This window comes from Amycolatopsis sp. NPDC051373 (genome assembly GCF_040689465.1).
Taxonomy (GTDB): Bacteria; Actinomycetota; Actinomycetes; order Mycobacteriales; family Pseudonocardiaceae; genus Amycolatopsis.
This window is the reverse complement of the sequence record NZ_JBFBAE010000021.1, coordinates 23047-49527: the sequence shown is the minus strand read 5'-3', so window position 1 is coordinate 49527 and position 26481 is coordinate 23047. Positions and strand designations below refer to the sequence as shown.

General features: G+C 70.4%; 25 protein-coding genes. 12 read left to right on the top strand and 13 right to left on the bottom strand.

The features are described 5' to 3' along the window. Positions 1–24 precede the first annotated feature (24 nt). Together AB0383_RS33215 and AB0383_RS33210 are read left to right on the top strand one after the other, a co-directional pair. Positions 25–459 carry a MarR family transcriptional regulator gene (locus AB0383_RS33215; protein WP_364183032.1) on the top strand — a complete coding sequence of 145 codons (435 nt, stop codon included), beginning with the start codon at positions 25–27 and terminating at the stop codon, positions 457–459. Then, entirely contained in the window at positions 456–2432 is a 1977-nt protein-coding gene (locus AB0383_RS33210) for an MFS transporter (protein WP_366189400.1), read from the top strand. Before AB0383_RS33215 ends, AB0383_RS33210 begins: the two co-directional genes overlap by 4 nt. Here AB0383_RS33210 and iolD read toward each other — a convergent pair. From iolD to AB0383_RS33170, 8 genes are all read right to left on the bottom strand, one after another. Next, the gene (gene iolD, locus AB0383_RS33205) at positions 2429–4267 is read right to left on the bottom strand and encodes a 3D-(3,5/4)-trihydroxycyclohexane-1,2-dione acylhydrolase (decyclizing) (protein ID WP_364183027.1); all 1839 of its coding nucleotides are present in this window, start codon (positions 4265–4267) and stop codon (positions 2429–2431) included. The two genes, AB0383_RS33210 and iolD, sit on opposite strands and share 4 nt — an antisense overlap. Continuing rightward, positions 4264–5157 (bottom strand): 5-deoxy-glucuronate isomerase, encoded by an 894-nt coding sequence (iolB, locus tag AB0383_RS33200; RefSeq protein ID WP_364183024.1) that lies wholly within the window; start codon positions 5155–5157, stop codon positions 4264–4266. The genes iolD and iolB overlap by 4 nt, the downstream gene beginning before the upstream one ends. Beyond that, complete coding sequence (locus AB0383_RS33195) at positions 5154–6050, bottom strand: aldolase (protein ID WP_366189399.1); 897 nt, start codon at positions 6048–6050, stop codon at positions 5154–5156. Before AB0383_RS33195 ends, iolB begins: the two co-directional genes overlap by 4 nt. Beyond that, positions 6047–6976, bottom strand: coding sequence for a 5-dehydro-2-deoxygluconokinase (iolC, locus tag AB0383_RS33190; protein WP_364183018.1), 930 nt, complete (start codon positions 6974–6976; stop codon positions 6047–6049). The genes AB0383_RS33195 and iolC overlap by 4 nt, the downstream gene beginning before the upstream one ends. After that, positions 6973–7755 carry an ATP-binding cassette domain-containing protein gene (locus tag AB0383_RS33185; protein WP_364183015.1) on the bottom strand — a complete coding sequence of 261 codons (783 nt, stop codon included), beginning with the start codon at positions 7753–7755 and terminating at the stop codon, positions 6973–6975. The genes iolC and AB0383_RS33185 overlap by 4 nt, the downstream gene beginning before the upstream one ends. Next, complete coding sequence (locus AB0383_RS33180) at positions 7752–8786, bottom strand: ABC transporter permease (protein WP_364183012.1); 1035 nt, start codon at positions 8784–8786, stop codon at positions 7752–7754. Before AB0383_RS33180 ends, AB0383_RS33185 begins: the two co-directional genes overlap by 4 nt. After that, positions 8783–9718, bottom strand: a complete 936-nt coding sequence (locus tag AB0383_RS33175; protein WP_364183181.1) for a substrate-binding domain-containing protein — start codon at positions 9716–9718, stop codon at positions 8783–8785. Before AB0383_RS33175 ends, AB0383_RS33180 begins: the two co-directional genes overlap by 4 nt. Positions 9719–9851: 133 nt before the next feature. Beyond that, the gene (locus tag AB0383_RS33170; RefSeq protein WP_366189398.1) at positions 9852–10736 is read right to left on the bottom strand and encodes a sugar phosphate isomerase/epimerase; all 885 of its coding nucleotides are present in this window, start codon (positions 10734–10736) and stop codon (positions 9852–9854) included. A gap of 149 nt (positions 10737–10885) precedes the next feature. On the opposite strand from AB0383_RS33170, the gene AB0383_RS33165 reads away from it, so the two are divergent. From AB0383_RS33165 to AB0383_RS33150, 4 genes are all read left to right on the top strand, one after another. Next, positions 10886–11884, top strand: a complete 999-nt coding sequence (locus AB0383_RS33165) for a LacI family DNA-binding transcriptional regulator (RefSeq protein WP_364183180.1) — start codon at positions 10886–10888, stop codon at positions 11882–11884. A 51-nt stretch (positions 11885–11935) separates the two neighbouring features. Then, the gene (locus AB0383_RS33160; RefSeq protein ID WP_364183006.1) at positions 11936–12937 is read left to right on the top strand and encodes a Gfo/Idh/MocA family oxidoreductase; all 1002 of its coding nucleotides are present in this window, start codon (positions 11936–11938) and stop codon (positions 12935–12937) included. Positions 12938–12983: 46 nt separating this feature from the next. Continuing rightward, on the top strand, positions 12984–13961 hold the full coding sequence (locus tag AB0383_RS33155) for an aldo/keto reductase (RefSeq protein WP_364183003.1): 978 nt from the start codon (positions 12984–12986) through the stop codon (positions 13959–13961). 73 nt (positions 13962–14034) lie between these two features. Beyond that, positions 14035–14838, top strand: a complete 804-nt coding sequence (locus AB0383_RS33150; protein WP_364183000.1) for an IclR family transcriptional regulator — start codon at positions 14035–14037, stop codon at positions 14836–14838. A gap of 6 nt (positions 14839–14844) precedes the next feature. Here the strand turns inward: AB0383_RS33150 and AB0383_RS33145 are convergent, their stop codons facing one another. The 4 genes from AB0383_RS33145 to AB0383_RS33130 all read right to left on the bottom strand — a co-directional run bounded on the left by AB0383_RS33145 (position 14845) and on the right by AB0383_RS33130 (position 19174). Next, positions 14845–15735 (bottom strand): hydroxymethylglutaryl-CoA lyase, encoded by an 891-nt coding sequence (locus tag AB0383_RS33145; protein ID WP_366189397.1) that lies wholly within the window; start codon positions 15733–15735, stop codon positions 14845–14847. Beyond that, positions 15732–16955 carry a CaiB/BaiF CoA-transferase family protein gene (locus AB0383_RS33140; RefSeq protein ID WP_366189470.1) on the bottom strand — a complete coding sequence of 408 codons (1224 nt, stop codon included), beginning with the start codon at positions 16953–16955 and terminating at the stop codon, positions 15732–15734. The genes AB0383_RS33145 and AB0383_RS33140 overlap by 4 nt, the downstream gene beginning before the upstream one ends. A 20-nt stretch (positions 16956–16975) precedes the next feature. Then, positions 16976–18388, bottom strand: a complete 1413-nt coding sequence (locus AB0383_RS33135) for an SLC13 family permease (protein ID WP_366189396.1) — start codon at positions 18386–18388, stop codon at positions 16976–16978. A gap of 204 nt (positions 18389–18592) precedes the next feature. Continuing rightward, positions 18593–19174 carry a TetR/AcrR family transcriptional regulator gene (locus tag AB0383_RS33130; protein WP_364182993.1) on the bottom strand — a complete coding sequence of 194 codons (582 nt, stop codon included), beginning with the start codon at positions 19172–19174 and terminating at the stop codon, positions 18593–18595. 59 nt (positions 19175–19233) lie between these two features. Between AB0383_RS33130 and AB0383_RS33125 the strand changes: the two genes are divergently transcribed. After that, a complete protein-coding gene (locus AB0383_RS33125; protein WP_366189395.1) occupies positions 19234–19773 on the top strand; it encodes an SRPBCC family protein in 540 nt (179 codons plus the stop codon). Then, on the top strand, positions 19770–20273 hold the full coding sequence (locus tag AB0383_RS33120; RefSeq protein ID WP_366189394.1) for a GNAT family N-acetyltransferase: 504 nt from the start codon (positions 19770–19772) through the stop codon (positions 20271–20273). The genes AB0383_RS33125 and AB0383_RS33120 overlap by 4 nt, the downstream gene beginning before the upstream one ends. 80 nt (positions 20274–20353) lie before the next feature. On the opposite strand, the gene asnB is transcribed toward AB0383_RS33120, so the two are convergent. After that, a complete protein-coding gene (gene asnB / locus AB0383_RS33115) occupies positions 20354–22195 on the bottom strand; it encodes an asparagine synthase (glutamine-hydrolyzing) (RefSeq protein WP_364182984.1) in 1842 nt (613 codons plus the stop codon). Between the two features lie 229 nt (positions 22196–22424). Between asnB and AB0383_RS33110 the strand changes: the two genes are divergently transcribed. The 4 genes from AB0383_RS33110 to kdpB are packed head-to-tail and all read left to right on the top strand — an operon-like array spanning position 22425 to position 26480. Further along, the gene (locus AB0383_RS33110; RefSeq protein ID WP_364182983.1) at positions 22425–22628 is read left to right on the top strand and encodes a hypothetical protein; all 204 of its coding nucleotides are present in this window, start codon (positions 22425–22427) and stop codon (positions 22626–22628) included. Further along, a complete protein-coding gene (kdpF, locus tag AB0383_RS33105; protein ID WP_326569282.1) occupies positions 22625–22726 on the top strand; it encodes a K(+)-transporting ATPase subunit F in 102 nt (33 codons plus the stop codon). The genes AB0383_RS33110 and kdpF overlap by 4 nt, the downstream gene beginning before the upstream one ends. Further along, positions 22726–24387 carry a potassium-transporting ATPase subunit KdpA gene (gene kdpA / locus AB0383_RS33100; protein ID WP_364182980.1) on the top strand — a complete coding sequence of 554 codons (1662 nt, stop codon included), beginning with the start codon at positions 22726–22728 and terminating at the stop codon, positions 24385–24387. Before kdpF ends, kdpA begins: the two co-directional genes overlap by 1 nt. Then, positions 24384–26480 (top strand): potassium-transporting ATPase subunit KdpB, encoded by a 2097-nt coding sequence (kdpB, locus tag AB0383_RS33095; protein WP_366189393.1) that lies wholly within the window; start codon positions 24384–24386, stop codon positions 26478–26480. Before kdpA ends, kdpB begins: the two co-directional genes overlap by 4 nt. Position 26481: the final 1 nt, after the last annotated feature.

Here is a 26481-nt window from a genome sequence, read left to right as displayed (position 1 = left end):
GCTGATCAGTATAGGCTGTCTATTGTGAACGAACAGAGCTCTCCCGACGTCGTGGCCCAGCGGCTGCGGATCCTCGTCGGCCGGTTGCGGCGGCGGATGCAGGACGCGTCGTCCGTGCGTGGACTGAGTGCGCCGCAGGCGTCGGCGCTGGCGCGGCTGGCGATTTCCGAACCGTCGTCGGCCAGCCAGTTGGCGGGTGCGGAGCGGGTCCGGCCGCAGTCGATGGCCAAGACGGTCGCGGCGCTGCACGAGCAGGGCCTGATCCGGCGCGAGGCCGACGCCGACGACGCGCGACGCCAGCTGCTCTTCCTGACCGACGAGGGGCGAGCCGTCGCCCAAGGTGCCCGCGCCAGCCGGGAAGAGTGGCTGGCCAACGCGTTCGAGCAGCGCTTCACCGAGGCCGAGCGCCAGGTCCTGGACCAGGCACTGACCTTGCTGGAGCGCGTGGTCGAAGAATGAGCGCGCCCGTGAAGCCGCGCGAGCGGTTCGGCGCGAGCGACGGGTTCAACCGCAAGCTCATCGCGCCGCTCGTCTCCGGCGCGATCCTGAACCCGATCAACTCCACGATCGTCTCGGTCGCGCTGGTGCCGATCGGCGTCGCGTTCGGCGCGCCACCCTCGCAGACGGCGTGGCTGATCTCCGCGCTTTACCTCGCGACGGCGGTCGGCCAGCCCGTGGTCGGGCGCCTGATCGACATCTACGGTCCGCGCCGGCTGTTCCTCCCCGCGGCGGCGCTGGTCGGGGTCGCGGGCGTGATCGGCGCGCTGGCCCCGAACCTGGCGGTGCTGATCGTCGCCCGCGTGATCCTCGGCTTCGGCACCTGCGCCGGTTACCCCGCGGCGATGCGGCTGATCCGCGACGAGGGCCGCCGCACGGGCAAGGACAGCCCCGCCGGCGTGCTCACCATCCTGGCGATCGCGACGCAGACCATCGCCGTGATCGGCCCGCCGCTGGGCGGGCTGCTGATCGGCCTAGGCGGCTGGCGCACCACGCTGGCGGTCAACATCCCCATCGCGGTAGTGGCGTTCGTGCTCGGTTGGCTGCGCTTCCCGCACGACGAACGCGCCCCGGGCAAGCTGAACCTCGACTTTCCCGGCATGGCCTTGTTCGCGACGACGCTGGTCGCGCTGCTGCTGTTCCTGATGAACCCGCACGCCAGCTCGTGGTACCTGCTCGTGATCACCGTGCTCGCCGCGGCGGCCTTCACAGTGCACGAGTTGCGCCACCCCCGCCCCTTCATCGACCTGCGAGTGCTCGGCGGCAACGTCCCGCTGCTGCTCACGTACGGCCGCGCCCTGCTCGCGTACGTCGTGTCCTACAGCTTCATCTACGGCTTCACCCAGTGGCTCGAGGACGGCCGTGGCCTGTCGGCGAGCACCGCGGGCCTGGTCACGCTGCCGATGTTCGCCGCCGGCATCGTCGTCTCGGCGATCACCGGACGCCGGCAAGGCTTGCGCGGCAAGCTGTTCGTCGCCGCGGTCGCGCAGCTCGTCGCGTGTGTGCTGCTGCTCACCATGGTGCCGGCCAGTCCGTTGTGGACGATCGTCGGGATCGTGCTGATCTTCGGTATCCCGCAGGGGCTCAACAGCCTCGCGCTCCAGAACGCGGTGTACCGGCAGGCGAACCCCGACGACGTGGGCGCGTCCGCGGGCCTGCTGCGCACCTTCGGCTATCTCGGCGCCATCGTCTCCTCCGCAGCCCAAGGCGGCTTCTACGGCCAACGAGCCGACACCGGCGGCCTCCATCACCTGGCGTGGTTCCTCGTGATCGCGAGCGTCGTCTTCCTACTCGTCAACGTCCTGGACCGGACGTCGGCGCGATCCACCCTCTCCGAAAGGCACCCGGAAATGACCGAACAGCTCGACCCGGCCCGCACCGCCCTGCTCGTCATGGACTACCAGGCCGGCATCGTGAGCCGCGTCGCCGACGACCAGGCGCTGGTCGATCGCGTCGGCACCGCGATCTCCGACGTCCGCGCCCACGGCGGGCACGTCGGCTGGGTCCGCGTCGGCTTCGACGACGCCGAGTTCGACGCCATCCCGTCCACCAGCGTGTTCGCGCGCATGGTGGCGCCCGAAAGCCGCGCGGTGATGCACGCCGACGCCCCGGCCACCCAGATCGACGAGCGGCTCAGCCCGCAGCCGCAGGACGTCTCGGTGCGCAAGGTCCGCGTCGGCGCGTTCACCACCACCGACCTCGACACCCAGCTGCGCGAGCGCGACGTCGACACCCTCGTGCTGGCCGGCATCAGCACCAGCGGCGTGGTGCTCAGTACCGTGCGCGAGGCGATGGACCGCGACTACCGGATCCTCGTGCTCGACGACGCCAGCGCCGACCCGGAGCCCGGCACCCACGAGTTCCTCACCGGCCGGATCTTCCCGAAGTTCGCCACCGTGCTCGACGTCGATGCGCTGGCGAAGCTCTGGGCCTAGCGGCTCAGGTAGCGGACCTGCCCGGGCTTCGCGGCGTCGAAGTCCGGGCGGCCCGCGAGGTGCTCGGGCACCCCGACCTCCCACCACGCGCCGGCTTCCGTCCACGCCGCGGGCAGCGTGCGCACCACGACCACCGCGGGCCGGCTCTCGGCGACGGCGGCCACGCGCGCCTTGGCGTACGCGTCCCGGAGGTCATCGACGGACGTGGCCTTGAAAGCGAGGCAGCCCAGCGATTCCGCGTGGCGCGCGAAGTCCACGCGCGGCGGCTCGGTGTGGGAGGTGCGGCAGTCGGCGTAGAAGTTGTTGAACGGCTTGCCGCCCTGGCCCTGTTGCAGGCGCGCGATCACGGCGTACCCGTCGTTGTCGCAGACCACGGCGACGAGCGGGTGGCCCGCGAAGGCGGCGGAGAACAGGTCGGAGTTGAGCATCAGGTACGAGCCGTCGCCCAGCAGGGTCGTCACGAGGCCGCTGTCGTGGGCCATCGCGGCGCCCCACGCGCCGGAGAGCTCGTAACCCATGCACGAGAAGCCGTACTCCACGTCCATGCTCACCTCGCCGGACCCGCGCCAGCCGCCGATCAGCTCACCGGGCAGCCCGCCTGAGGCGGTCATCACGTAGTCGCGCGGCTCGGACAGGTCGTTGACCACGCCGACGACCTGCGCGTAGCTGGGGATCTCCGAGGCAGCGGAACGCAAGGAGCCGATGTGCGCGTCCCACTTGACGCGTTCCTCGGCGGCCTGGGCAGTCCACTGTGGATCGACGCGCCAGCTTTCCAGCTGTGCGGCCAGATCGTCGAGCCCGGCGTAGGCGTCGCCCACGACGGCCAGCGCGCCGTGCTTCACCGCGTCGAACGCGGCCGCGTTGAGCGTGACCAGCCGCATGTCCGGCGAGAACACGGTCCACGACGCGGTGGTGAAGTCCTGCAGCCGGGTGCCGACGGCGAACACCACGTCGGCGGTCGCGGCCACGGCGTTCGCCGAAGACGACCCGGTGACGCCCAGCGGCCCCGCGTACAGCGGATGCGCGTGCGGCACCAGCGTCCGCCCCGCCGTGGTCTCCGTGACGGGAATCCCGTGGCGCTCGGCGAAGTCCAGCGCACGGCGGCCCGCACCCGAGTAGCGCACGCCGCCACCCAGCACCAGCAGCGGGCGCCGGGCCGCGCGCAGCACGCCGGCCGCCTCGGTGGCCGCGCGCCGGTCCGGGCGCGGGCGCGGCAGCCGGTGCGTCACGGGCTCGAACAGCGATGGCGGGAAGTCGAACGTCTCGGCCTGCACGTCCTGCGGCAGCGCCAGCGTCACCGGCCCGCAGTCGGCCGGGTCGGTGAGCACGCGCGCGACCTGCGGCAACGTCGCGAGGAGCTGCTCCGGACGCGTAATCCGGTCGAAGTAGCGGCTCACGGCGCGGAAGGCGTCGTTCACCGTCGCCGTGCCGTCGTGGAAGGGCTCGATCTGCTGCAGCACCGGGTCGGGCGCGCGGCTGACGAACGTGTCGCCTGGCAGCAGCAGCACCGGCAGCCGGTTGGCGTGCGCGACCCCCGCGGCCGTCACCATGTTGAGCGCGCCCGGCCCGATCGACGACGTCACCACGCCGACCTGCCGCCGTTGCGTCGCCTTCGCGTAGCCGATCGCCGCGAGCGCCATGCCCTGCTCGGTGTGCCCGCGCCAGACGGGGATCTCGTCACGGTGCTCTTCGAGCGCGGTGCCGAGGCCGAGGACGTTGCCGTGTCCGAAGATCGCGAAGACGCCTGGAAACAGCGGCACCTCGCGCCCGTCGAGCGTCTCGGACCGCTGTGCGAGCAGCCAGCGCACCAACGCCTGCGCCGTCGTCAGCTTCATCGCCGGATTCGCCCTTCGTAATCGGTGACGGGACACCGAGGGTCCTGCTGCTGCGTGGCCCAGGTGTCGCGGACCCAGCCGTGCGCGGGGTCGTCGCAGAACGCCATCGAACGCTCCTCGGCGGGCCCGGCCAGCACGTTCAGGTAGTACATCGGGTAACCCGGTGCGGCGACGCACGGGCCGTGGTAGCCGCGCGGGATGAGGAAGACGTCTCCGTCGCGCACCGCCACGTCTTCGTCGAGCGAACCGTCGGCCGTGTAGGTGCGGTGCAGGCCGAAGCCCTCACGGGACGGCGTGATCCCGTCGCGCCCGGCGATGCGGAAGTAGTAGATCTCCTCGTTCACGACCTCGCACTCGCTGGCCTCGTCGTGCTTGTGCGGCGGGTAGGAGGACCAGTTGCCGTCCGGGGTGATCAGCTCGCACGCGTTGAGCTTGTCCGCGTGGTCCCAGACGCCGGGCACACCGAAGTTGGTGACCTGCCTGCTCGCCTGGCTCGACCCGCGCACCTCCACGGGCACGTCCTCGGCCGGGCCGTACATCGGGTCCAGCCGGCGCTCGCAGCGGGCCATCGGCAGCGCGACCTCGGCGCCGGTGGGTGAGGTCAGCTCGACCTCGGCGTCGCGCGGCACGTAGACGAAGTCCGTGACGCGCGAGAACACCGAATCGCGGCCTTCGAGCTCGAACTCCTCGTCGTCCACGCGCACAGTGAGCGAGCCGGACAGCGGCAGCACGAACGCCTCGAACTCGCCCGTCTCGATCATCCGGGGCAGCCGGCGGCCGACCTTGAGGACCCGCAGGCCGGTGTGCGACCAGCCGGCTCCTTCGGGCGTCAGCAGAATCGGGTCGGAGTCGTCGGCCAGTGTCCCGTGTGGACGGTGCAATGCGCTCACTTCGCGGCCTCCAGGATGTTCGCGGCAGCTGCCACGGCGGACCCGACGTCGCCGTCGGGCGGGTAGAGCAGGGTACGGCCCACGACGAGCCCGCGCACCACGTCGTGCCGCAGCGTGCGGCCCCACGACGCCAAGTCGGCGACGGGGTCGCCGGACGGCACCCCGCCCAGGATCACCACCGGCAGCGTCGTGGCGCCGAGCACGGCGGTGTCGTCGGTCGACGGCAGCTTGAGCCAGGTGTGCGCCGACGTCACGCCGATGCCCGAGGCCACCGTGACGGCCCGGGCCAGCGCCGCGGCGTCCTTCTGCAGCACCAGCTGACCTTCGGCACGGGCGTAGGGCAGGGGCTCGACCATGGCTACGAGGCCGTAGGAAGCGAGCTCTGTGACGGCGTCGGCGCAGGCTTGCAGGGTCGGGACCGTGCCGGGGTCGTCGTCGACGAGCCGCAGTAGCATCTTGCCTCCGTCGAGCCGGGAGTCGACGAGCGACGCGGCGTGGTAGCCGGTGAAGCGGTCGTCGATCTCCCAGTCGGCGCCGGCCAGGCCACCGCGGTTCATCGAGCCGATCACGACCTTGTCGTGCAGCGCGTCGAGCAGCAGCAGCTCCTCGACGACGTCGGGGGTGGCGAGCAGCCCGTCGACGGCCGGGTTGGCCAGCGCCACCAGCAGCCGTTCGAGCAGCGACCGGCGGTCGGCCATGGCGAGTGGGTCGCCGCCCACGCCCAGCGCGCCGCGGGCCGGGTGGTCGGCGGCGACGAGGAACAAGGTTCCCTTGTCCGACAACAGGTTCTCGCGCCGCCGCCGCGACGCGTACGCCCGCCGCACCGCGCCCGGGTCGGTGGCCCGCACGCGCAGCAGCTCGCTCCAGCGTTCGTCGGTCAGCAACGGCGTCACAGCAGCTCCTCGATTTCGGTGGCCGTCGGCATCGCGTCGGCGCACGCGAGCCGCGACGCGACCAGCGCGCCGGCCGCGTTCGCGTACTCCGCGAGGCGCACCGGCTCCCAGCCCGACAGCAGCCCGTGCACGAGGGCACCGCCGAAGCCGTCGCCCGCGCCGAGGCCGCACACCACCTCGACGCGCTGCGGCTTCACCGTCGCCCGGCCTTCGGGGGTCGCGACGAGCACGCCTTCCGCGCCCTTCTTGATCACCGCGAGCCGCACGCCACGGGCGAGCATCTGGTCCGCGGCCTCCTCCGGGTCCGCCGTGCCCACGGCCACCTCGACTTCCGCGCGGTTGCCGACGGCCACCGTCACGTGGTCGAGCATCCAGCCGATCTCCTTGCGCGCGGTCTCGACGTCCGGCCAGAACATCGGCCGGTAGTCGAGGTCGACCACGGTGTGCTGCCGCCGGCCGCGCGCCTCGAGGATCTTGCGCTGCGTCGTGCGCGCCGGCTCCGTGGAGACGCCCGTGCCCGTGACCCACAGCAGCGGGACCTCGCGGACGACGTCCCACGGCACGTCGGCGTCGGCCAACGTGAGATCGGGCGCGATGGGGGAGCGGTAGAACAGCAGCGGTGGGTCGGCCGGCGGGTTCAGCTCGCAGAACACCACCGGCGTCTGCAGCTCCGGCGAGGTGCCGACGTGGTCCGGTGCGACGCCGAAGCGCGTGAGCGCCTTGCGCACGTAGTCGCCGAACCCGTCGGGCCCCACCTTCGTGAGCACGGCGGTGCGGCGGCCGAGCCGCGCGGCGGCGACCGCGACGTTGGTCGCGGTGCCGCCGAGCGACTTGGCGAACGTGGTGACCTCGGCCAGCGGCACGCCGCTCTGCTCGGGGTAGAGGTCCACCCCGACCCGGCCGACGGTCAGCGCCTCGAGGTTCACGTCTCCACCGCGCGCAGCTCGTGTTCCAGGGCCTCCAGTTCGGCACCGCCCGCCATCTGCCGCGTGAGCTCCGAGATGCCGATCTCGGACTTCTCGTACGAGCCGAGTGCGGCACCCCGCTTGAGCAGCAGGAACCGGTCGGCCACCGGGTAGGCGTGGTGCGGGTTGTGCGTGATCAGCACAACGCCGAGGCCGCGGTCGCGCGCCTGCGCCACGTACTTGAGCACCACGCCGGCCTGCTTCACACCGAGGGCCGCGGTGGGCTCGTCGAGGATCAGCACCTTCGCGCCGAAGTGCACGGCCCGCGCGATGGCCACGCACTGGCGTTCGCCACCGGACAGCGTGCCCACGGGCTGCTCGACGTCTCGCAGGTCGATGCCCATGTCGGCCAGCGCCTGTTTGGTGGTCTCGCGGCCCTTCTTCCGGTTGAGCATCCGGAACGGCCCGACCCCGACCGTCGGCTCGGAGCCGAGGAAGAAGTTGCGCCAGACACTCATCAGCGGCACCACGGCGAGGTCCTGGTACACCGTGGCGATGCCGAGATCGAGCGCCTCGCGCGGCGAGGTGAACTGCACGGGCTCGCCCTCGACCAGGAACTCGCCGCGGTCGTGCTGGTGCACGCCCGCGAGGATCTTGATGAGCGTGGACTTGCCGGCGCCGTTGTCGCCGAGCACGCAGGTGACCTCGCCCGCGTTGACCACTGTGGACACATCACGCAGCGCCACGACGCTGCCGTACATCTTGCCGACGTCCTTGACTTCGATCAGGGGAGCGTTCATCGCCGGACCCTTTCCGCGCGTCGCCGGAAGGCGTTGTTGACCAGGACCGCGGCCAGCAGCATGATCCCGAGGAACAGCATGAACCAGTCGCTGTCCCACCCGGCGAACACGATGCCCTGGCGCGCCATGCCGAAGATCAGGGCGCCGATCGCCGCGCCCACGGCCGAGCCGTACCCGCCGGTGAGCAGGCAGCCGCCGATCACCGCGGCGATGATGTACTGGAACTCCAGCCCGATGCCCTGGTTGGCCTGCACGCTGGCGAACCGCAGGATGTTGATCGAGCCGACGAGCCACGCCGCGAGCGCCGTACCCATGAACAGCAGGATCTTCGTGCGCACCACCGGTACGCCGACCGCGCGCGAGCTGGCCGCCGAGCCGCCGACGGCGAAGATCCAGTTGCCGAACCGCGTGCGCGACAGCAGCCACGCGGCCACCGCCGTCACCCCGATCCACCACACGATGGAGATCTGGAACGGCGTGCCCCCGATGTCCACCGTGGAGGCGAACACGAACCCGGCCGAGGCGTAGCCGTCGGTCGAGCGCATGCCCGAGACCTGCACGGTGCCGGTGACCAGCCGCGTCACGCCGAGGTTGAGGCCCTGCAGCGCCAGGAACGTGCCGAGGGTGACGATGAAGCTCGGCAGGCCCGTTTTCATCACGAGCCAGCCGTTGAACGCACCGACGAGCAGCGCGAACACCAGCGACACGAGCAGTGCGAGCCAGACGTTCCAGCCCGCCTGCGTCGCGAGGATGGCCGTGACCAGTGAAGTCGACGCCGTCATCACGCCGGCCGACAGGTCGAACTCGCCGCCGATCATCAGCAGGGAGACGGCCACGGCCATGATGCCGAGCGTCGCCGCGTCGTCGAGCCAGGTGGCCGCACCGCTGGCGCTGAAGAACTTCTCGGTGACCAGGCTGAAGAACAGGAACACAACAGCGGCACCGAGCAGAGCGCCGATCTCCGGCCGGACCACCAGCCGGTCCATGAGCGTCGGTTTCACGAGGCGTTCGTCGAGCGTGGTGGTGGTCATCGGGTGCCCCTTTGCACGTACTGGCCGACCTTGTCCACAGTGGATTTGTCGACCAGGTCGGGGCCGGTGAGCACCGGCTTGCCGCCGCCGACGATGTTCGCGTTGTCGCGGTAGAGCTTGAGGAACATGACCGGCAGGTAGCCCTGCTCGTACTGCTGCTGGTCGACGGCGAAGAGCACGTCGCCCGACTTGATGGCGGCCACCACGTCGGAGTTCAGGTCGAACGTGCCGACCTGCGCCTTCGAGCCCACCGACTTGATCGCGCTCACGGCCCGGGCGGCGACCTGCGAGTTCAGGGTCAGCACGGCGTCGATCGACGGGTCGGTCTGCACGGCGCCGCGGATGCGCGACTCGGCGTCGGTGGGGTTGGAGATGTCCACCTGCAGCGTCTGCACGTCGCCGCCGAAGCCGGCCTTGGCGCCGTCACACCGTTGCGCCTGGCCGATGTTGCCGGCTTCGTGGATCACGCAGAGCAGCTTCTTCTTGCCGAGGTCCTTGAACTTCTTGCCGGCTTCCTGGCCCGCGATGGACTCGTTCTGGCCCACGTGGGTGAGCGCGCCGTAAGCCGCGCTCTTGTCCTCACCGGAGTTGATGGTGATGACCGGGATGCCGGCCCGCACCGCCGCCTCGATCGAGGGCTGCAGGGCTTCGGGGTTGGCCATCGAGACGACCAGGCCCCCGATCTGCTGGGCGACGGCGTTGTCGATCAGCTTGGCCTGCGCTCCCGGGTCACCATCGGAGGCGTACTCGACCTGCACCCCCAGATCCTTGCCCGCCTGCTCGGCGCCGTTCTTGACCACGTTCCAGAACGCGTCGCCCGCGGTGCCGTGGGTGATCACGGCGACCTTGAGCGGCCCGGACTCGACCGGGGCCGCGGCGGGGGCTGTGGCCTTCGGCTCGGCCGCGGGCCCGGTGCACGCCGACAGCAGCATGCCGGTGGCCAGCAGCCCCGCCACGACCCGGGCGGCCCTTGAGCGCGGTTTCGGCACCGTGCACCTCAAAACCCCGCGCCTCAAGCGATGGGACATCGTCGTCTCTCCTCGCTGCGTGTTCCTCGTTGTCTTCTCAGCCGGCCAGGCGGCCGACGATCGCCCCGAGGCAGGCCAGGCTCGTCGCCACGTCCCGCTTCGGCAGGTCCACGGGGCTGCGCTCGTCGAGCGCCGTGTCCTGCTCCAGCACGTACCAGCCGTCGTAGCCCGCTTCGTGCACGAAGCGAACCATGGCTTCGATGTCCACGTCACCCTCACCCAGCGGGACGTACAGACCATTGCCCACGGCCTCGGTGTAGCCGAGCGTGCCGGCGCGCACGGCTTCGGCCAGCTCACCGCGCACGTCCTTGAGGTGCAGGTGCCCGATCCGGTCCGGGTACTTCCGTGCCAGCTCGACGGGATCGGTGCCGCCGATCAGCAGATGACCGGTGTCGAGGCACAGCGCCACGTCGGAGTCGGCGAGGAACCGCTCGACCTCGGCGCGGGTCTCGGCGTGGGTGCCGACGTGGGGGTGCAGCACGGTCTTGAGGCCATGGCCGGCCGCGACGTCGCGGATCCGGCCGGCGGTGGTGATCAGGGTGGCCCACTCGGCGTCGGTGAGGGCGGGCCGTTCGTCGTAGCCGTCGAGCCCGGTCGCGGCTGCGAGCACGAGCACCTCGGCCCCGCACGCGGCGAAGAGCGCGGCGGAGTCCTCGGCTTTGGCCAGCGCGGCTTCGGGGTTTTTGTGCAGCACGACGGCGAGGAAGCCGCCGATGAGGTTGAGGCCGTGGCCGCCGAGGAGCTTCTTCAGCTCGGCCGGCTCGCGCGGCAGGTATCCGGGCGGGCCCAGCTCGGTCGCGGTGATGCCGAGCTCCGCCATCTCCCCGAGCACGGTCGGCGCGTCGAGGACCCGGCCCCAGCCCGGCACTTCGCACACCCCCCAGGAGATCGGTGCGGCGGCGATGCGGATGGTGGCGGTCATGGGAACCCTCTCCGTGCGGTGACCCTTGGCGTTGGCCCGTTCGGTGCGCGTTGGAGCGCTCTATTGATTAGAGCGCTCCAAGCTTGTAGCGTCGGCCACACCCGAGTCAAGGGCCCGTTTCCGGCCGGTTCCGGCGGAGAGGCAAGCGAATCGTGAAGCCCACCATGGAGGACGTCGCCGCGCGGGCGGGCGTTTCCCGCGCGCTCGTGTCCCTCGTGATGCGCGGTGCGCCCAATGTTTCGGCGCTGCGCCGCGAAGCTGTGCTGAAGGCGGCTGATGAGCTGGGCTATTCGCCGCACGTGATGGCGCGCTCGCTCGCCAGCCGCACGTCGACCGTGCTCGGCGTGATGGTGAACGACCTGCGCAACGCGTTTTTCGCCGACGTGGTCGAGGGTCTCGACGCGGCGGCGCAGGCGGCCGGGTTCGACCTCATCCTCAACACCGGTGGGCGCGTGCCTTCGCGGGAGAGTGCCGCGTTGCGCAGCCTGTTGTCCTTTCGGCCGGCGGGGTTGATCCTGCTGTCGCCGGTGGTGCCCGCGTCGGAGATTGACGCCGCGGCCCGCCAATGTCCCGTGGTGCTCGTGTCGCGGACTTCGCGCGCGGCCGGGGTAGACACGGTGAACGACGACGGTGAGGCGGGCTCGGCGCTGGCCGTCGAGCACCTCGTGGGCCTGGGTCATCGCCGGATCGCGCACCTCGACGGCGGGGGAGCGGCCGGTGCCGCCGCGCGTCGGCGGGGGTTCCGGCGGGCGATGACGGCGCACGGGCTCGAACCGATCGTGGTGCGCAGCGAGCACACCGATACGGCGGGAGAGAAGGCCGTGCTGGAACTGCTGAGCACGTACGACGGGGCCGACCTGCCCACCGGGTTGGTGGCGGGCAACGACTTCAACGCCGTCGGCGCGATCTCCGCGTTGGAGGACAACGGGTTTCGCGTGCCTGGTGACGTGTCCGTGGTCGGCTACGACAACACGTCGCTGGCTTCGCTGCGGCACGTCTCACTGACCACTGTGGACCAGCCGCGTACCGAGATGGGCCGGCTGGCCTTCGAAGCCTTGCTGGAGCGCGTGCGCGGCGAGCGCACGACGCCGGTGCGGCACCTGTTGCACCCCTCCCTGGTGGTCCGCTCGACCACCGGGCGGCGTTGAGCTTTTCGCCGCACGACGTTTCCCCGCACGACAACGAGGAGGACAACCACGATGAGGTTGGGACTTGCGGGCACCGGCCGGATCGGCACCGCCCACGCCGAAACTCTGAAGAGCTTCGCCGAGGTCTCCTCGGTGGTCGTCGCCGACGTCGACCCGGCCCGTGCGCGCTCGGCGGCCGCGAAGCTGGGCGTCGAGGTCGCCGACGGGATCGACGCGTTGTTCGCGGCCGGCCTCGACGCCCTCGTCGTCACCGCGGCCACCGACGCGCACCCGGAACTCATCGTCAAGGCCGTCGACGCCGGCCTGCCCGTGTTCTGCGAGAAGCCGGTGGCCGCGGACATCGCGGGCACGCTCGCGGTGATCGACCGCATCGCCGGCTCCGACGTGCCGGTGCAGATCGGCTTCCAGCGCCGATTCGACGCCGGTTACCGGGCCGCGCGCGCCGCCGTCGCGAGCGGCGAGCTCGGCTGGCTGCACACGATCCGCGCCACCACACTCGACCCGGAACCCCCGCCCGCGGAGTACGTCCCCCACTCCGGCGGCCTCTTCCGCGACTGCGGTGTGCATGACTTCGACGTCGTCCGCTGGGTCACCGGCCGCGAGGTCACCGAGGTCTACGCCCTGGGCGCCAACCGCGGCGAGAAGTTCTTCGCCGCCGCGGGCGACGTCGACACCGCGGCCGCAACCTTGACGCTGGACGACGGCACCCTCGCCACAGTTTCGCTCACCCGCTACAACGGCGCGGGTTACGACGTGCGCTTCGAGGCCCTCGGCTCCCTCGGCAACGCCATCGTGGGCCTCGACGACCGCGCCCCGCTGCACTCCGCCGAGCCCGGCTTCGCCCCGCTGCCCGGCCCCGCGTACCCGGGCTTCATGGAACGGTTCCGCCCCGCGTACGCGGCCGAGCTGAAGACGTTCCTCTCCGTTGCCGCCCGCCGTCTCCCCAGCCCGGCGACGGCGGCGGATGCGTTGGAGGCGTTCTACGTCGCCGAGGCGTGTGAGCTTTCCCGCCACGAGCGCCGACCGGTGTCCGTGGCCGACGTCCGTCGCTAGGCTGCGCCGGCGAGGGTTTTCGGCGACACGACAGGAGCGGCCTTCAATGGACTACGTCCGGTTGGGATCGAGTGGCCTGCAGGTCTCGCGGGTGATCCTCGGGTGCATGAGTTACGGCGACCCGGGCCGGGGAGGCCACGAGTGGTCGCTGGGGCTCGACGACGCGCGGCCGTTCTTCCGGGAGGCGGTGGAGGCCGGGATCACCACGTTCGACACCGCCAACACCTACTCCGACGGCTCGAGCGAGGAGATCACCGGCAAGCTGCTGGGGGAGGTCACCCGGCGCGAAGAGGTCGTGATCGCCACCAAGGTCTACAACCGCATGGGCCCGGGCCCCAACGGCGCCGGCCTGTCGCGCGGCGCCATCATGACGCAGATCGACGCCAGCCTGCGCCGCCTCGGCACCGATTACGTGGACCTGTACCAGATCCACCGCTACGACGTGAACACCCCGATCGAGGAGACGATGGAGGTGCTGCACGACCTCGTGCGCGCCGGCAAGGTGCGGTACCTCGGCGCGTCGTCGATGTGGGCGTGGCAGTTCGCGCAGGCGCAGTACGTCGCCGACCTCGGGGGCTGGACGCGGTTCGTGTCCATGCAGGACCAGTACAACCTCATCCAGCGCGAGGAGGAGCGGGAGATGCACCCCTTCTGCCTCGACCAGGGCGTCGGCGTGCTGCCGTGGAGCCCGCTCGCGCGCGGCAAACTCACGCGCGACTGGGACGAGTCGACGAATCGCAGCGAAAGCGACCGGTTCGGCCAGAAGCTCTACTCGCAGGCCGAGGACGCCGACCGCCTGGTGTCGGGGGCGGTGGCGGAGATCGCCGCGGAGCGCGGGGTGTCGCGGGCGCAGGTCGCGCTGGCGTGGACGCTGCACAAGCCCGCCGTGACGGCCCCGATCTTCGGCGCCACCAGGCCGGGCCACGTCGCGGACGCGGTCGCCGCCGTGGACCTCGAGCTGAGTGACAAGGACCTGGAGCGGCTCGAGGAGAACTACGCGCCGCACCTGCCCGCCGGCTTCTGACCTCGTCTCCTGAAACGGCCCCCTGAAACCGGCGCGGTGGGACGGCACCCTTGCCGTGTCGTATGTTCGAACCATGCCTGGTCGTGACGAGAACGAGGCCGGCCTCGCCGGTGGCGCGGGCGGCCATACACCGCTGCTCGTGCTCGGGAAGATCACCGAGATCCTCAACGCGTTCACCCTGCGGGAGCCGTCGCTGACGTTGCGGGACATCCAGCAGGCCACCGGGATCCCGTCCTCGACGGTCCAGCGGCTGGTGACGAACCTCGTCGCCCACGGGTTCCTCGACCGGGTCGACGACCGGTTCCGGATCGGCGTGAAGATGGCGTACTGGGCGGCCGCCGCCGCGCGGGAGGTCGACGTGCTCGCGGTGGTCAACCCGGTGCTGAAGGACCTGCGTGACGTCACCGGCGAGACCGCGTGTTTCTTCCGGGTGGAGGGAGAGCACCGGGTGTGCATCGCCGTCGCCGAGACACGCCACGGGCTGCGCCGGGAGATGTCGGTCGGCCGGATCGCGCCCGTCTCGGTCGGTGCGTCGGGGCGCGTCCTGCTGGCGTGGAACCCGGACCTGACCGAGCAGGTGCTGGGCCACGAGCTGCCTCAGCTGACCGCCGGCACGGTCACCGACCGCGAAGAGCTGCGCAAGCTCATCAAGCAGACCGCTGCCGACCGGTACGCGATCACGGTGGGGGAGCGGGTCGACAGCGCGTCGGGCGTCGCGGCGCCCGTGTTCGACTCTGCCGCCGACCTGGTCGGCGCGGTCGTCGTGCAGGGCCCGACGCTACGGATGCCGTACGAGAAGTGCGTCGAGTGGGTCGACCTCGTCGTCGAGCACGCCGAGCGCATCACCCGTGCCCTCGGCGGCCGGATGCCGGACTGACGCCGGTCAGAGCGCCCACGGGAAGGCCATGGCACTGGTGCGCGCGCCCTGGCCGGCCCGCGACCGGTTCGGTTCGCCCAGCTCGTCGAGCAGGTCCCCGGCGAGGCGCACGAGGCAAGCGAACACGCACGGCGTGAGCCACTCGGGGCGCAGCGCGAACAACAGGTCCTCGGTCGCGGCGTTGCCACTGGCGCCCGGCGCGAACGGGCAGCCGCCGAGGCCGCCGAGCGCGCCGTCGACCTCGGCGGCGCCGGCGGCCAGCGCCGCGAGCGAGTTCGCGACGCCGAGCCCCCAGGTGTCGTGGCCGTGGTACACGACGCGTCGGCCCCGCCGTGCGACTTCGCCGACCAGGCTCGTGACCTGCGCGGGCACGGCTTGCCCCAGCGTGTCGCACACGACGACGTCCACGGCGCCGGCTGCACGCGGATCGTCGGCGATCGCGAGCACCCGCTCCGGGTGCACCTCGCCGCGGAACGGGCACGTGAACGACGTGGCGATGCACAGCTGCACCCGCCCGCCGCCCGCGTTCGCCACCGCCGCCGGCATGGCCGCCAGACTGTCCTCGGTGGACCGGCCGAGGTTGGCCCGGTTGTGCGCGTCCGAAGCGGAAAGGCAGTACTGGAAGTTGACCGCGCCGGCGGCCGCTGCCTTCTCGACGTGCCGTGGCGTGGCGACCCACACCCAGCAGCGCGCGAGCTCCGCCGGAGTCAGCGCGGCCAGCACCTCAGGGGTGTCGGCCAGCGACGGCACGAGGTCGGGGCGGGCCATCGAGCCCACCTCGACGGCGGGTACACCCAGCGCGAGCAGTTCGCGCACGAGGGCGATCTTGTGTTCGGTCGGGAGCGGCTTGCCCGTCAGCTGCAACCCGTCCCGCAGCGTCACGTCCCGGAGCGTCATGCCCGTCCTCCCCCGATGGCTTCGATCTCGTCGTCGCCCCGGCCGAGCACGTCGCGCAGCACCTCACGGGTGTGCGCGCCGAGATCCGGGCCCACCGAGCGCACGGGCAGCGACCGTGCGCCCAGCACCGGCACGATCCCGGGGAACCCGACGTCGGCCGGTTCGTCACCGCCGACGTCGACCGGCAACGTCTGGATCATCGCGCGGGCGCGGTACTGCTCGTCGGCGCAGATGTCGGCGGCGGTGTAGATGGGACCCGCCGGGACCGCGGCCTCGTCGAGCGCCGTGAGCACCTCCTCGCGGGTGCGTTCGGCGGTCCACTCCGAGATGGCGCGGTCGAGCTCGTCTCGCCGCGCCCACCGGCCGGCGTTGGTCGCGAGCCCCGGGTCGTCGGCGAGGTCGGGCCGGCCGATGGCCCGCATGTAGCGGCCGAAGATCGAGTCGCCGTTGCCGGCGATCACCACGCTCGTGCCGTCGGCGCACCGGTAGGCGTTGCTGGGCGCGATGCCCTCCATCCGGCCACCGACCCGCTGCCGTTCCACGCCGTGGGCGATGTGGTCGGGCACGAGCGACTCCATCATGGAGAACACCGCTTCGTGCAGGGCGACATCGACCACCCGGTCCCGTAGCGGGCCGCGCTTCCCGTTGCCCCGCACCGAGATCTCGCGCAACGCGACCAGCACACCGAACGCCGCGTACAGCCCGGCGATCGAGTCGCCGATCGACACCCCGACCCGCGACGGCGGCCGGTCTGCCTCTCCGACGAGCTCCCGCAACCCGCCGAAGGCCTCGGCCACCGCGGCGAATCCCGGTCGCTGCGCGAGGGGCCCGGTCTGCCCGAACGCGGAGATGCGCGCGAGCACGACGTCGGGGTTCGCCTCCTCGAGCCGGTCGGGGCCCAGGCCCCACGCTTCGAGCGTGCCCGGCCGGAAGTTCTCGATCACCACGTCGCAGTGCCCGACGAGGTCGAGCACTGCGGCGCGACCGTCCGGGGTCTTGAGGTCGAGCACCACGGACTTCTTGTTGCGGTTGATCGTGCGGAACAGCATCGAGGTGTCGCCCGCGTGCAGCCGCCAGTTGCGCAGCTCGTCGCCGCGGCCGGGTCGCTCGACCTTGATCACCTCGGCGCCGAAGTCCGCGAGCAGCCGTCCGGCAGTCGGCCCGGCGATGTAGTTGCCGAGTTCGAGCACTCGCACGCCCGAAAGCGGCAGCTGGGTCATCGGATCCTCTCTCGTTTCGGTCACAGCACCAGGCTCAGGGCGAGGATCGGGCCCAACGCGGTGACCGACGCGATCGAGACCCCCACCGAGCAGGTCTTCAGCGTGCCCCGCGTCGTCTGGCCCATCAGTGCTTGCAGCAGCCAGAATGTGTTGCTGGTCAGGTGCACGAGGAAGAGCGAGCCGGCGCCCGCGGCGAGTGCGATGAGTACCGGGTTGAGCCCGAGCGCCGGCGCCACCGGGGCGAGCAGGCCCGCGGCGGTGATCGCGGAGATCGTCACCGAGCCGACCGCGATGTGCAGCACCGCGGCGATCGCCCAGACCACGAGCAGCGGCGCCCACGCGCCGGCCGAGAGGTACTTGCCGAGGATGTCACCGAGGCCGACGGCCTTGATGACGGCCGCGAGCGAGCCACCGACACCGCTCAGCAGCAGGATCTGCCCGCTCTGGCGCAGTCCGGCCGCGAGCGCCTTCTCCACCCGGGGCTGGCCGGCGTACCAGCGGCCGACGAGGCACGTCCCGACGAGCCCGATCAGCAGGGCCACCATCGGCGTGGACAGCAGCGCGACGACCGGGTTCGACCAGTGCGCCATCTCGGCGATGGCTCCGGTGGCGACCAGCAGCAACGCGACGACGAGCGGGGCCAGGAGCACGAACAGCCGGGGCTCGGCCCGCTGCCGCGACTCGACGAGGGTGGCTGTGGCGCCGCCACCCGCGACAGGCTCGGCGGCCGTCGGTGCCCGGTCGTCGTCATCGGCGAGTTCGGTCTTCGGGGGTTCCGGCGCGGCGACGTCCTGCTCGTCCATGGCCGGCTTCCACCAGCCGCGCGTGAGCAGGAAGGTGGACACGAAGATCGCGACGACGACCGTCGGGATGACCACGATCAGCCCGTACAGCAAGTAGGCGCCCAGGGGCACGTGCAGCAGCCCGGCGAGCGCGAGCGCGCCGACGCCCGGAACGGTGAAGATGATGCCGCATTCCAGCCCGATCGCCAGCGCGGTGGCCATCCGCGCGGTGCCGAACTTGCCCAGCCGGGGCGCGATGCCCTTGGCCAGCGGCGCGGCGATCACCAGCAGCACGTCCAGGTAGATCGACTGCAGGAAAGTGGAGATCGTCAGCGCCAGCGCGTATGGGATCCGTTTCGGCCCGACCGCGTGCATCAGACGGTCCACGAGCCGCTCGATCGCTCTGAGATCGCGCAGGATCGCGCCCATGAGCACGCCGAAGGCGATGAGCAGGCCGATCTCGGCCATGATGTCGCCGAAGCCCGCGCTGATGGCGTCGACGGTCTTCCCGACGCCCAGCCCGGTGGCGAGCCCCAGGTAGCAGCAGCCGATCACCAGCGCGATCAGCGGGTTCAGCTTGAACCTGACGATCAGCACGGCGATCGCGATGATCGCGACCGCCGTGTTGATCAAGATTGCCGTGTCCGACATAAGAGTTTTGTCCGTCCGCTCGTGCGACGTTGCACACTGTCCGCCCGGCTCCCCGGGTAAGTTGGCCCGAATTATGGGCACATGTTCACGATGTGGGTCAAGGCGATGAGGGCAAAACGTCGTTATGGCCCCCACAGGGGATAAATCTTCCTAAACCGGACGCAGCTGAGGTTCGGTGCGTGGGGTGCCTGCGAGCGAGCGCGGTCAGGGACGGAGCAGCTTGCGGGCCGAGCGGGCCACCAGGTCGGCAGCCTTCGGCGGCGGCGTCCGGCCGCCGGTGAGGTAGCGGTGGACCACGGCACGCGGAACCTCGACGAGCGCCAGCACCACGTCTTCCGCGGTGCAGCCGGTGGAGGACGGCAGCGTCGCCGTGGCGTGTTTGATGGCGGCTTTCAGTTCGTTCTCGGCCCGCGTGAGGTCGGCGGTTGCGGACGGGGACCAGTCGGCCGGGGAGAACGCCTGCTTCCCCGCGTCCAGCACGTGCGCGCCGGCCGGGTGGCGGCGGCACCAGTGGACGACGCTGGCGGCGGCGGCGATGGCGTCGTCCACTGACGGGGTCGGGCCCAGCAGGGTTATGAAGTCGTCCTGGAAGTCGCGCAGTGTCGTGATCCACAGGGCGGCCAGGAGTTCCGGGCGGTCGGCGAAGCGGTGGTAGATCGAGCCGTTCGGGGCGCCCGCGGCTTTCGCCGTGGCGGCCATCGTCACGGCGCGCGCGCCGCCCCCGGCGAACAGTGTGGTGGCCGCGTCGAGGAACTGCGCGGTCGTGTAAACCGGAGGCCTGCCCATGTTGTGGAGACTATGCTCTAATACGTTATGGAGGAAAGTCTCTAGAACGGAGCTGTCCCATGGCTGTGCTCAACGTTCACGCTCGCGAGTTCCCCGTGCCCGCCGCCGAGGCGGGTGCCCTGCTCGACACGCTCGGCGCGCCCGGCGATCGGCTGTGGCCGGGCGAGCTGTGGCCGCCGATGCGGTTCGCCGGCCCGGTCGCGCCCGGTGTCCCGGGTGGCCACGGGCCGGTGCACTACGTCGTCGAAAGATTCCATGAAGGACGGTCATTGAGTTGCCGATTCACGGCTCCGCAAGGGATCGACGGGTTCCACGAGTTCCTCGTGCGGGACACTTCGGACGGTTGTGAGTTTCGGCACGTGCTCGCGGCGCACCTGCACGGTGCCGCGCGGATCACCTGGCCGCTGTTCTGGCGGCCGCTGCACGACGCGCTGATCGAGGACTGTCTCGACCAGGCGGAACGGGTGCTGACCGGCGGTGTCGTGACGCCGGCGCAGTGGTCGCCGTACGTCCGGTTGCTCCGCGAAGCCGGGAAGACGTTGGTAAGCCGTATTACCAGGTCGCGCGACCAAGATCCTCGTGCCAAGCTCCGTGCGTGACCGGAGCTTCCGATTCCGAGATCGTGCTGACCCCCCTCGACGAGCCGGCCTTGCACCGGCTGCTCGAGGCCGCGGTCGCCGACGCCGACCCCCTCGAGGTGATGCCTCCGGTGGAGGGCCCGCCGGGCTGGACGCCCGAGCGACGCGAGGCGTTCCTGGCGTTCCACCGGCGGCGCTGCCTCGACCCGGACACCGCGATCGAAACCACGTGGCTCGTGGAGGTCGACGGCCGTGCGGCCGGGGCGGCGCGGCTGCGGCCGGTGCACGGGCCGTCGGCCGTCGCGGTGGAGGCCGGTGTGTGGCTGGGCCGCTCGGTGCGCGGGCGGGGCATCGGCAAGCGCGTGACGGAAGTGCTGCTCGAAGCCGCGCGCGACGGTGGCGCGGCGAGGTTCATCGCCTCGACCACCGTGGACAACACCGCCGCCCGCCGCCTGCTCACCGGCACAGGCGCGGACCTCGACGTGCACGGCGCCGACGTGGACGCCAGCCTCGAACTCTGACCCGCCGACCCGAGAAGACGAGCCGTGGCCGCCTCCCGGACGCGGGGGAGGCGGACCACGACAGCACGACCAAAACCAGCTCAGTCCAGCTGCAGCTCAGGCGAGTACATGTCGAACCAGTGGTAGAGGTCCAGCGCGCGGTCCAGGCCGGTGCGCTGCGAAGACTCCATCGTGGCCGGGTCCACTTCGGACACCTTCGTGAGCCACTCGCGGTTCACCAACTGGAACACCGGGTTGTCCCGCTCCGTCAGCACTTCCTTCACCTGTTGCTGCAGCGCGGCCGCGTAGCCCGGGTCCTGAGTGGACGGATAAGGGCTCTTCACCCGGTCCCGCACGGAGTCCGGCAGCACGTGTTTGGTCGCGTGCCGCAGCAGGCTCTTCTCGCGGCCGTCGAACGTCTTCAGCGACCACGGGGTGTTGTACACGTACTCCACGAGCCGGTGGTCGCAGAACGGGACGCGCACTTCCAGGCCCACCGCCATCGACGCGCGGTCCTTGCGGTCGAGCAGCATCCGCACGAACCGGCTGAGGTGGAGGTTGCAGATCGTGCGCATCCGGGCCTCGCGCTCCGACTCGCCGTCGAGGTGCTCCACCTGCGCGACGGCGGTGCGGTACTGGTCCGCCACGTAGTCCTCGAGGTTCAGTGTCGCGGCGACGTCGGGCCTGAGCAGCGCTTCCCGCCGGCTCATCAGGCCGTTGCGGAAGGCCAGCCACGGGAAAGTGTCGGCGTTCACGGTGGCTTCGTCGTGGAACCAGCGGTAACCGCCGAACACCTCGTCGGCCGACTCGCCCGAGAGTGCCACCGTGGACTCGCCGCGGATCGCTTTGAACAGCAGGTACAGCGACGTGTCCATGTCACCGAGGCCGGCGGGGATGTCGCGGGCGGTGAGCACGGCGCGGCGCACGGCCGGGTCGGACAGCTCGGCCGGGTTGAGCACCACGTCCTGGTGCGCCGAGCCGACGAGCTTCGCGACGTCGCGGATGAACGGCGAGTCGGCGGTGTCGCGCATCTCGTCCGGCTTGAAGTTCTCCTCCTGGCCGAAGAAGTCGACCGAGAACGTGCGCAACTGCTCACCCTGCTCGGCCAGCCGCGCGGCGGCGAGACCCGTCACGGCGCTGGAGTCGAGGCCGCCCGAGAGCAGCACGCAGCGCGGCACGTCGGCCACCAGTTGGCGGTTCACGATGTCGGTCATCAGCTCGCGCACGCGCGCGACAGTGGTTTCCTGGTCGTCCGTGTGCTGCTTCGCGTCGAGCTTCCAGTACGTGCGCGTGCGGATGCCGTCCTTCGACACCGTGACGATCGTGCCCGGCTCGACCTCGCTCATGCCCTTCCACAGCGACCAGCCCGGCCGCTTGGTGAACCCCAGCAGCTCGCGCAGCCCGTCGGTGTCCACGGCCTTGCGCGCCAGCGGGTTGGCCAGGATCGCCTTGGGTTCCGAGCCGAACAGCACTCCGTCGCGCGTCGGGTAGTAGTAGAACGGCTTGATCCCCATGCGGTCGCGGATCATCACGAGCTTCTGGTCGCGCTCGTCCCAGATCGCGAACGCGTACATGCCGTTCAGGTGGTCGACGACCGCGTCGCCCCACTGCAGGTACCCGTGAAGCACCACCTCGGTGTCGCTGTCGGTCTCCCACGTGTGCCCGAGCTTCGTGAGTTCTTCACGAAGTTCGGTGAAGTTGTAGGCCTCGCCGCTGTAGACCATGGAGATCTCGCCGTTGGGCGTGCGCAGGCTCATGGGCTGCCGGCCGCCCGGCAGGTCGATGATCGCGAGCCTGCGGTGCCCGAGCGCCACGTTGCGGCGCACCCACGTGCCGCGGTCGTCCGGGCCGCGGCACGCCATCGTCTCTGTCATCGCGTCGACGATCTCCTGCCGTTGTAACAGGTCAGAGTCGTAGGAAACCCAGCCGGCGATTCCGCACATCCGCGTGCCTCCGTGATTTTGCTTAGGTAATACAACTATTCGAAACACTGGTGTAACACAGCCGGGCGGGCCATGTCTGCCCGAATTGCACGCTCCGTCGTAGATCCACTACAGATTGTGGCGTGAGTCACTCACCAACTACTTGGCGTCACCGGTCAAGATCAACCGAACGCCAGGGGTACCAGGCGAACGGCGGTGGCGGGGGTCACCCGGCGTCAAGAACGCGTAAATGGCCCAGGAGGCCGCGTCAAGGAGGCGTCAGACCGTCTCCATCACGCAGCGCTACGACCGCACAGTTGCGACGTCCAACGGTCACCCGCCCCGGGTGACCTGTCTTGAGAGGTGCCTTGTGGCCGACTTGTTGTACGTCTTGCTGACGATCGGCGTGTTCGTGGTTCTGGCCCTGACCCTGCGCGGGATGGAGAAGCTGTGAGCGGCGCGGGCACCGTGGCCAACATCGTCGGCGGACTGCTGGCGCTGGGCCTGATCATCTACCTGTTCATCGCACTGGTGAGGCCGGAGAAGTTCTGATGAGTGATGTCGGTGCCGGCCTCGTCCAGGTCGGTCTACTGCTGCTCGCCCTCGCGGTGGTCTACAAACCGCTCGGCGATTACATGGCCAGGGTCTTCTCGAGCGAGAAGCACTGGAAGATCGAAAAAGGAATCTACAAGGTCGTCCGGGTCAATCCGGACGCCGAGCAGCACTGGAAGACCTACGCGTCGGGGGTTCTCGGCTTCTCCTTCGCGTCGGTGATCGTGCTGTACCTCCTGCAGCGCTTGCAGGAGGTGCTGCCGTGGAACTTCGGGCGCGGCGCGGTTTCGCCGTCCGTCGCGTTCAACACGGCCGCGAGCTTCGTGGCCAACACCAACTGGCAGTCCTACGTCCCCGAGACGACGATGGGCCACTTCGTGCAGATGGCCGGTCTCACCGTGCAGAACTTCCTGTCGGCGGGTGTGGGTCTGGCCGTCGCGATCGCGGTGACCCGCGGGTTCATCCGTTCGAAGACCGACCGCCTCGGCAACTTCTGGGTGGACCTCGTGCGCGGCTCGATCCGCGTGCTGTTGCCGATCGCCTTCGTCTTCGCCATCGTGCTCGTCGCGCTCGGCGTGATCCAGAGCCTGCACTCGGGTGTCGCGGTCACCAACCCCGACGGCAGCCAGAGCACCATCGCGCTGGCACCGGCCGCGAGCCAGGAGACGATCAAGGAGCTCGGCACCAACGGTGGCGGCATCCTCAACGCGAACTCCGCGCACCCGTTCGAGAACCCGAACGCGTGGACCAACCTGATCGAGCTGTTCCTGATCCTCGTGATCCCGGTCAGCCTCACCCGCACGTTCGGCAAGCTGGTCGGCAACAAGAAGCAGGGCTACGTCCTGCTCTCGGTCATGGGTGCGATCTGGGGCGCGATGCTGGTCCTGATCTGGACCTCGGAGTCCTTCACCAACAGCCCCGCCGCGCTCGCCGCGGGAGCCAATATGGAGGGCAAGGAACAGCGCTTCGGGCTGAGTCTCACGTCGATCTTCGCCGATACGACCACCGGCACGTCGACCGGAGCGATCAACGGCGCGCACGACAGTCTTTCCGGCCTCGGCGGTGGCGGCGCGCTGCTGAACATGCTGTTCGGCGAGATCTCGCCGGGCGGCGTCGGCACGGGCCTCTACGGCATCCTCGTGATGGCCGTGATCGCGATGTTCCTCGCGGGTCTGATGGTCGGGCGCACGCCGGAGTACCTCGGCAAGAAGCTCGGCAAGCGCGAAGTCACGGCCGCCGCGATCTCGATGCTCGCCATGCCGACCCTCGTGCTCGTCGGCGCCGGGATCTCGCTGGCCCTGCCCTCCACGCAGAGCGCGCTCGGCAACCCCGGCGCGCACGGCCTGTCGGAGATCCTCTACGGCTACGCCTCGACTGCCAACAACAACGGCAGCGCGTTCGGCGGCCTGACCGCGACGAGCGACTGGTTCCAGTCCTCGTTCGGCGTCGCCATGCTGCTCGGCCGGTTCATCCCGATCATCGCCGTGCTCTGCCTGGCCGGTTCGCTGGCCCGGCAGAAGAAGGTTCCCGAAACCGCCGGCACCCTGCCCACCACCGGACCGCTGTTCGCCACGATGCTCACCGGAACCATCGTCCTCGTCGCGGCCCTCACTTTCGTCCCGGCGCTCGCGCTCGGGCCCGTTGCGGAGGCGTTGGCATGACAGTCACCGAAACCCCTCGAAGTCCCCTGGAAGACCAGCAGCACCACGCGGAGAACGCGGGCCGCGTCGGAGCGGGTGCGTTCAACGCGCGCCAGCTCTGGATTTCCCTGCCCGAGGGGCTGCGCAAGCTCAACCCCAAGCACCAGCTGAAGAACCCCGTGATGTTCGTGGTGTGGGCGGGTTCGGCCCTCACCACGGTGTTCGCGATCGTCGACCCGAGCATGTTCGCGATCCTGGTCGCGATCTGGCTCTGGCTCACGGTGCTGTTCGCGAACCTGGCCGAGGCCGTCGCCGAAGGGCGCGGCAAGGCGCAGGCCGAGTCGCTGCGCAGGTCCAAGAAGGAAACGGTGGCGCGCCGGCTCACCGAGGACGGGTCCGAAGAGGCCGTGCCCGGTGTCGACCTGCGCATCGGCGACCTGGTGGTCGTCGAGGCCGGCCAGATCATCCCCGGCGACGGCGACGTCGTCGAGGGCATCGCGACCGTCGACGAGTCGGCCATCACGGGCGAGTCGGCCCCGGTCATCCGCGAGTCGGGCGGCGACCGCTCGGCCGTGACCGGTGGCACCACGGTGCTGTCGGACCGGATCGTCGTGAAGATCACGACCAAGCCCGGTGAGTCCTTCGTGGACCGGATGATCGCCTTGGTGGAAGGCGCTTCCCGCCAGAAGACCCCCAACGAGATCGCGCTCACGATCCTGCTGTCCACGCTGACGATCATCTTCCTGCTCGCCGTGGTGGCGCTGCAGCCGATGGCCGGGTACTCGGGCAAGCAGCAGACGGTGATCGTGCTGACCGCCCTGCTGGTCTGCCTGATCCCGACCACGATCGGCGCGCTGCTCAGCGCCATCGGCATCGCGGGCATGGACCGGCTGGTGCAGCGCAACGTGCTCGCCACGTCCGGCCGCGCGGTGGAAGCCGCGGGTGACGTCTCCACGCTGCTGCTCGACAAGACGGGCACGATCACCTTCGGCAACCGCAAGGCCACCGAACTGATCCCCGTCAGCGGGTCCACAATGGACGACCTGGCCCGCGCGGCCCGGCTGTCCAGCCTCGCCGACGGCACGCCCGAGGGCCGCAGCATCATCGAGCTGATCGCGGCGAACCACGGCCTGCCCGAAAAGGCCGGTGACAACGAGAAGCTCGCCGAGTTCGTGCCCTTCACGGCGCAGACGCGGATGAGCGGTGTCGACCTCGGCGACCGCGAGGTCCGCAAGGGTGCCACCTCGGCCGTGCGCCAGTGGGTGCGCGAGCGCGGCGGCGCGATGCCGGACGAGACCGAGCGGATCGTCGACGAGATCAGCCAGCAGGGCGGCACGCCGCTGGTGGTGGCGGAGTCGGCCGGCGGACGCGCGTTCGTGCGCGGCGTGATCCGGCTCTCCGACGTGGTCAAGCCGGGCATGAAGGAGCGGTTCACCGAACTGCGGGCCATGGGCATCAAGACGGTGATGATCACGGGCGACAACCCGCTCACCGCCAAGGCCATCGCCGAGGACGCAGGCGTCGACGACTACCTCGCCGAGGCCAAGCCCGAGGACAAGATGGCGCTCATCAAGAAGGAGCAGGAAGGTGGGCGGCTCGTCGCGATGACGGGTGACGGCACGAACGACGCTCCCGCGCTGGCGCAGTCGGACGTCGGCGTCGCGATGAACACGGGCACGTCGGCCGCGAAGGAGGCCGGCAACATGGTCGACCTCGACTCGAACCCGACCAAGCTCATCGAGATCGTGGAGATCGGCAAGCAGCTGCTCATCACGCGCGGCGCGCTCACCACCTTCAGCGTGGCCAACGACCTCGCGAAGTACTTCGCCATCCTGCCCGCGATGTTCACGTCCATCTTCGCCCAGCTGGGCGCGCTGAACATCATGCACCTGGCGACCCCGCAGTCGGCCATCCTCTCGGCCGTCATCTTCAACGCGCTGATCATCGTGATCCTGATCCCGCTCGCCCTGCGCGGCGTGCGCTACAAGCCCTCATCGGCTTCCGCGCTGCTGCGCCGGAACCTGCTCATCTACGGCCTCGGCGGCATCGTGAGCCCGTTCCTCGGGATCTGGATCATCGACCTGATCGTGCGCCACATCCCTGGAATCGGGTGAA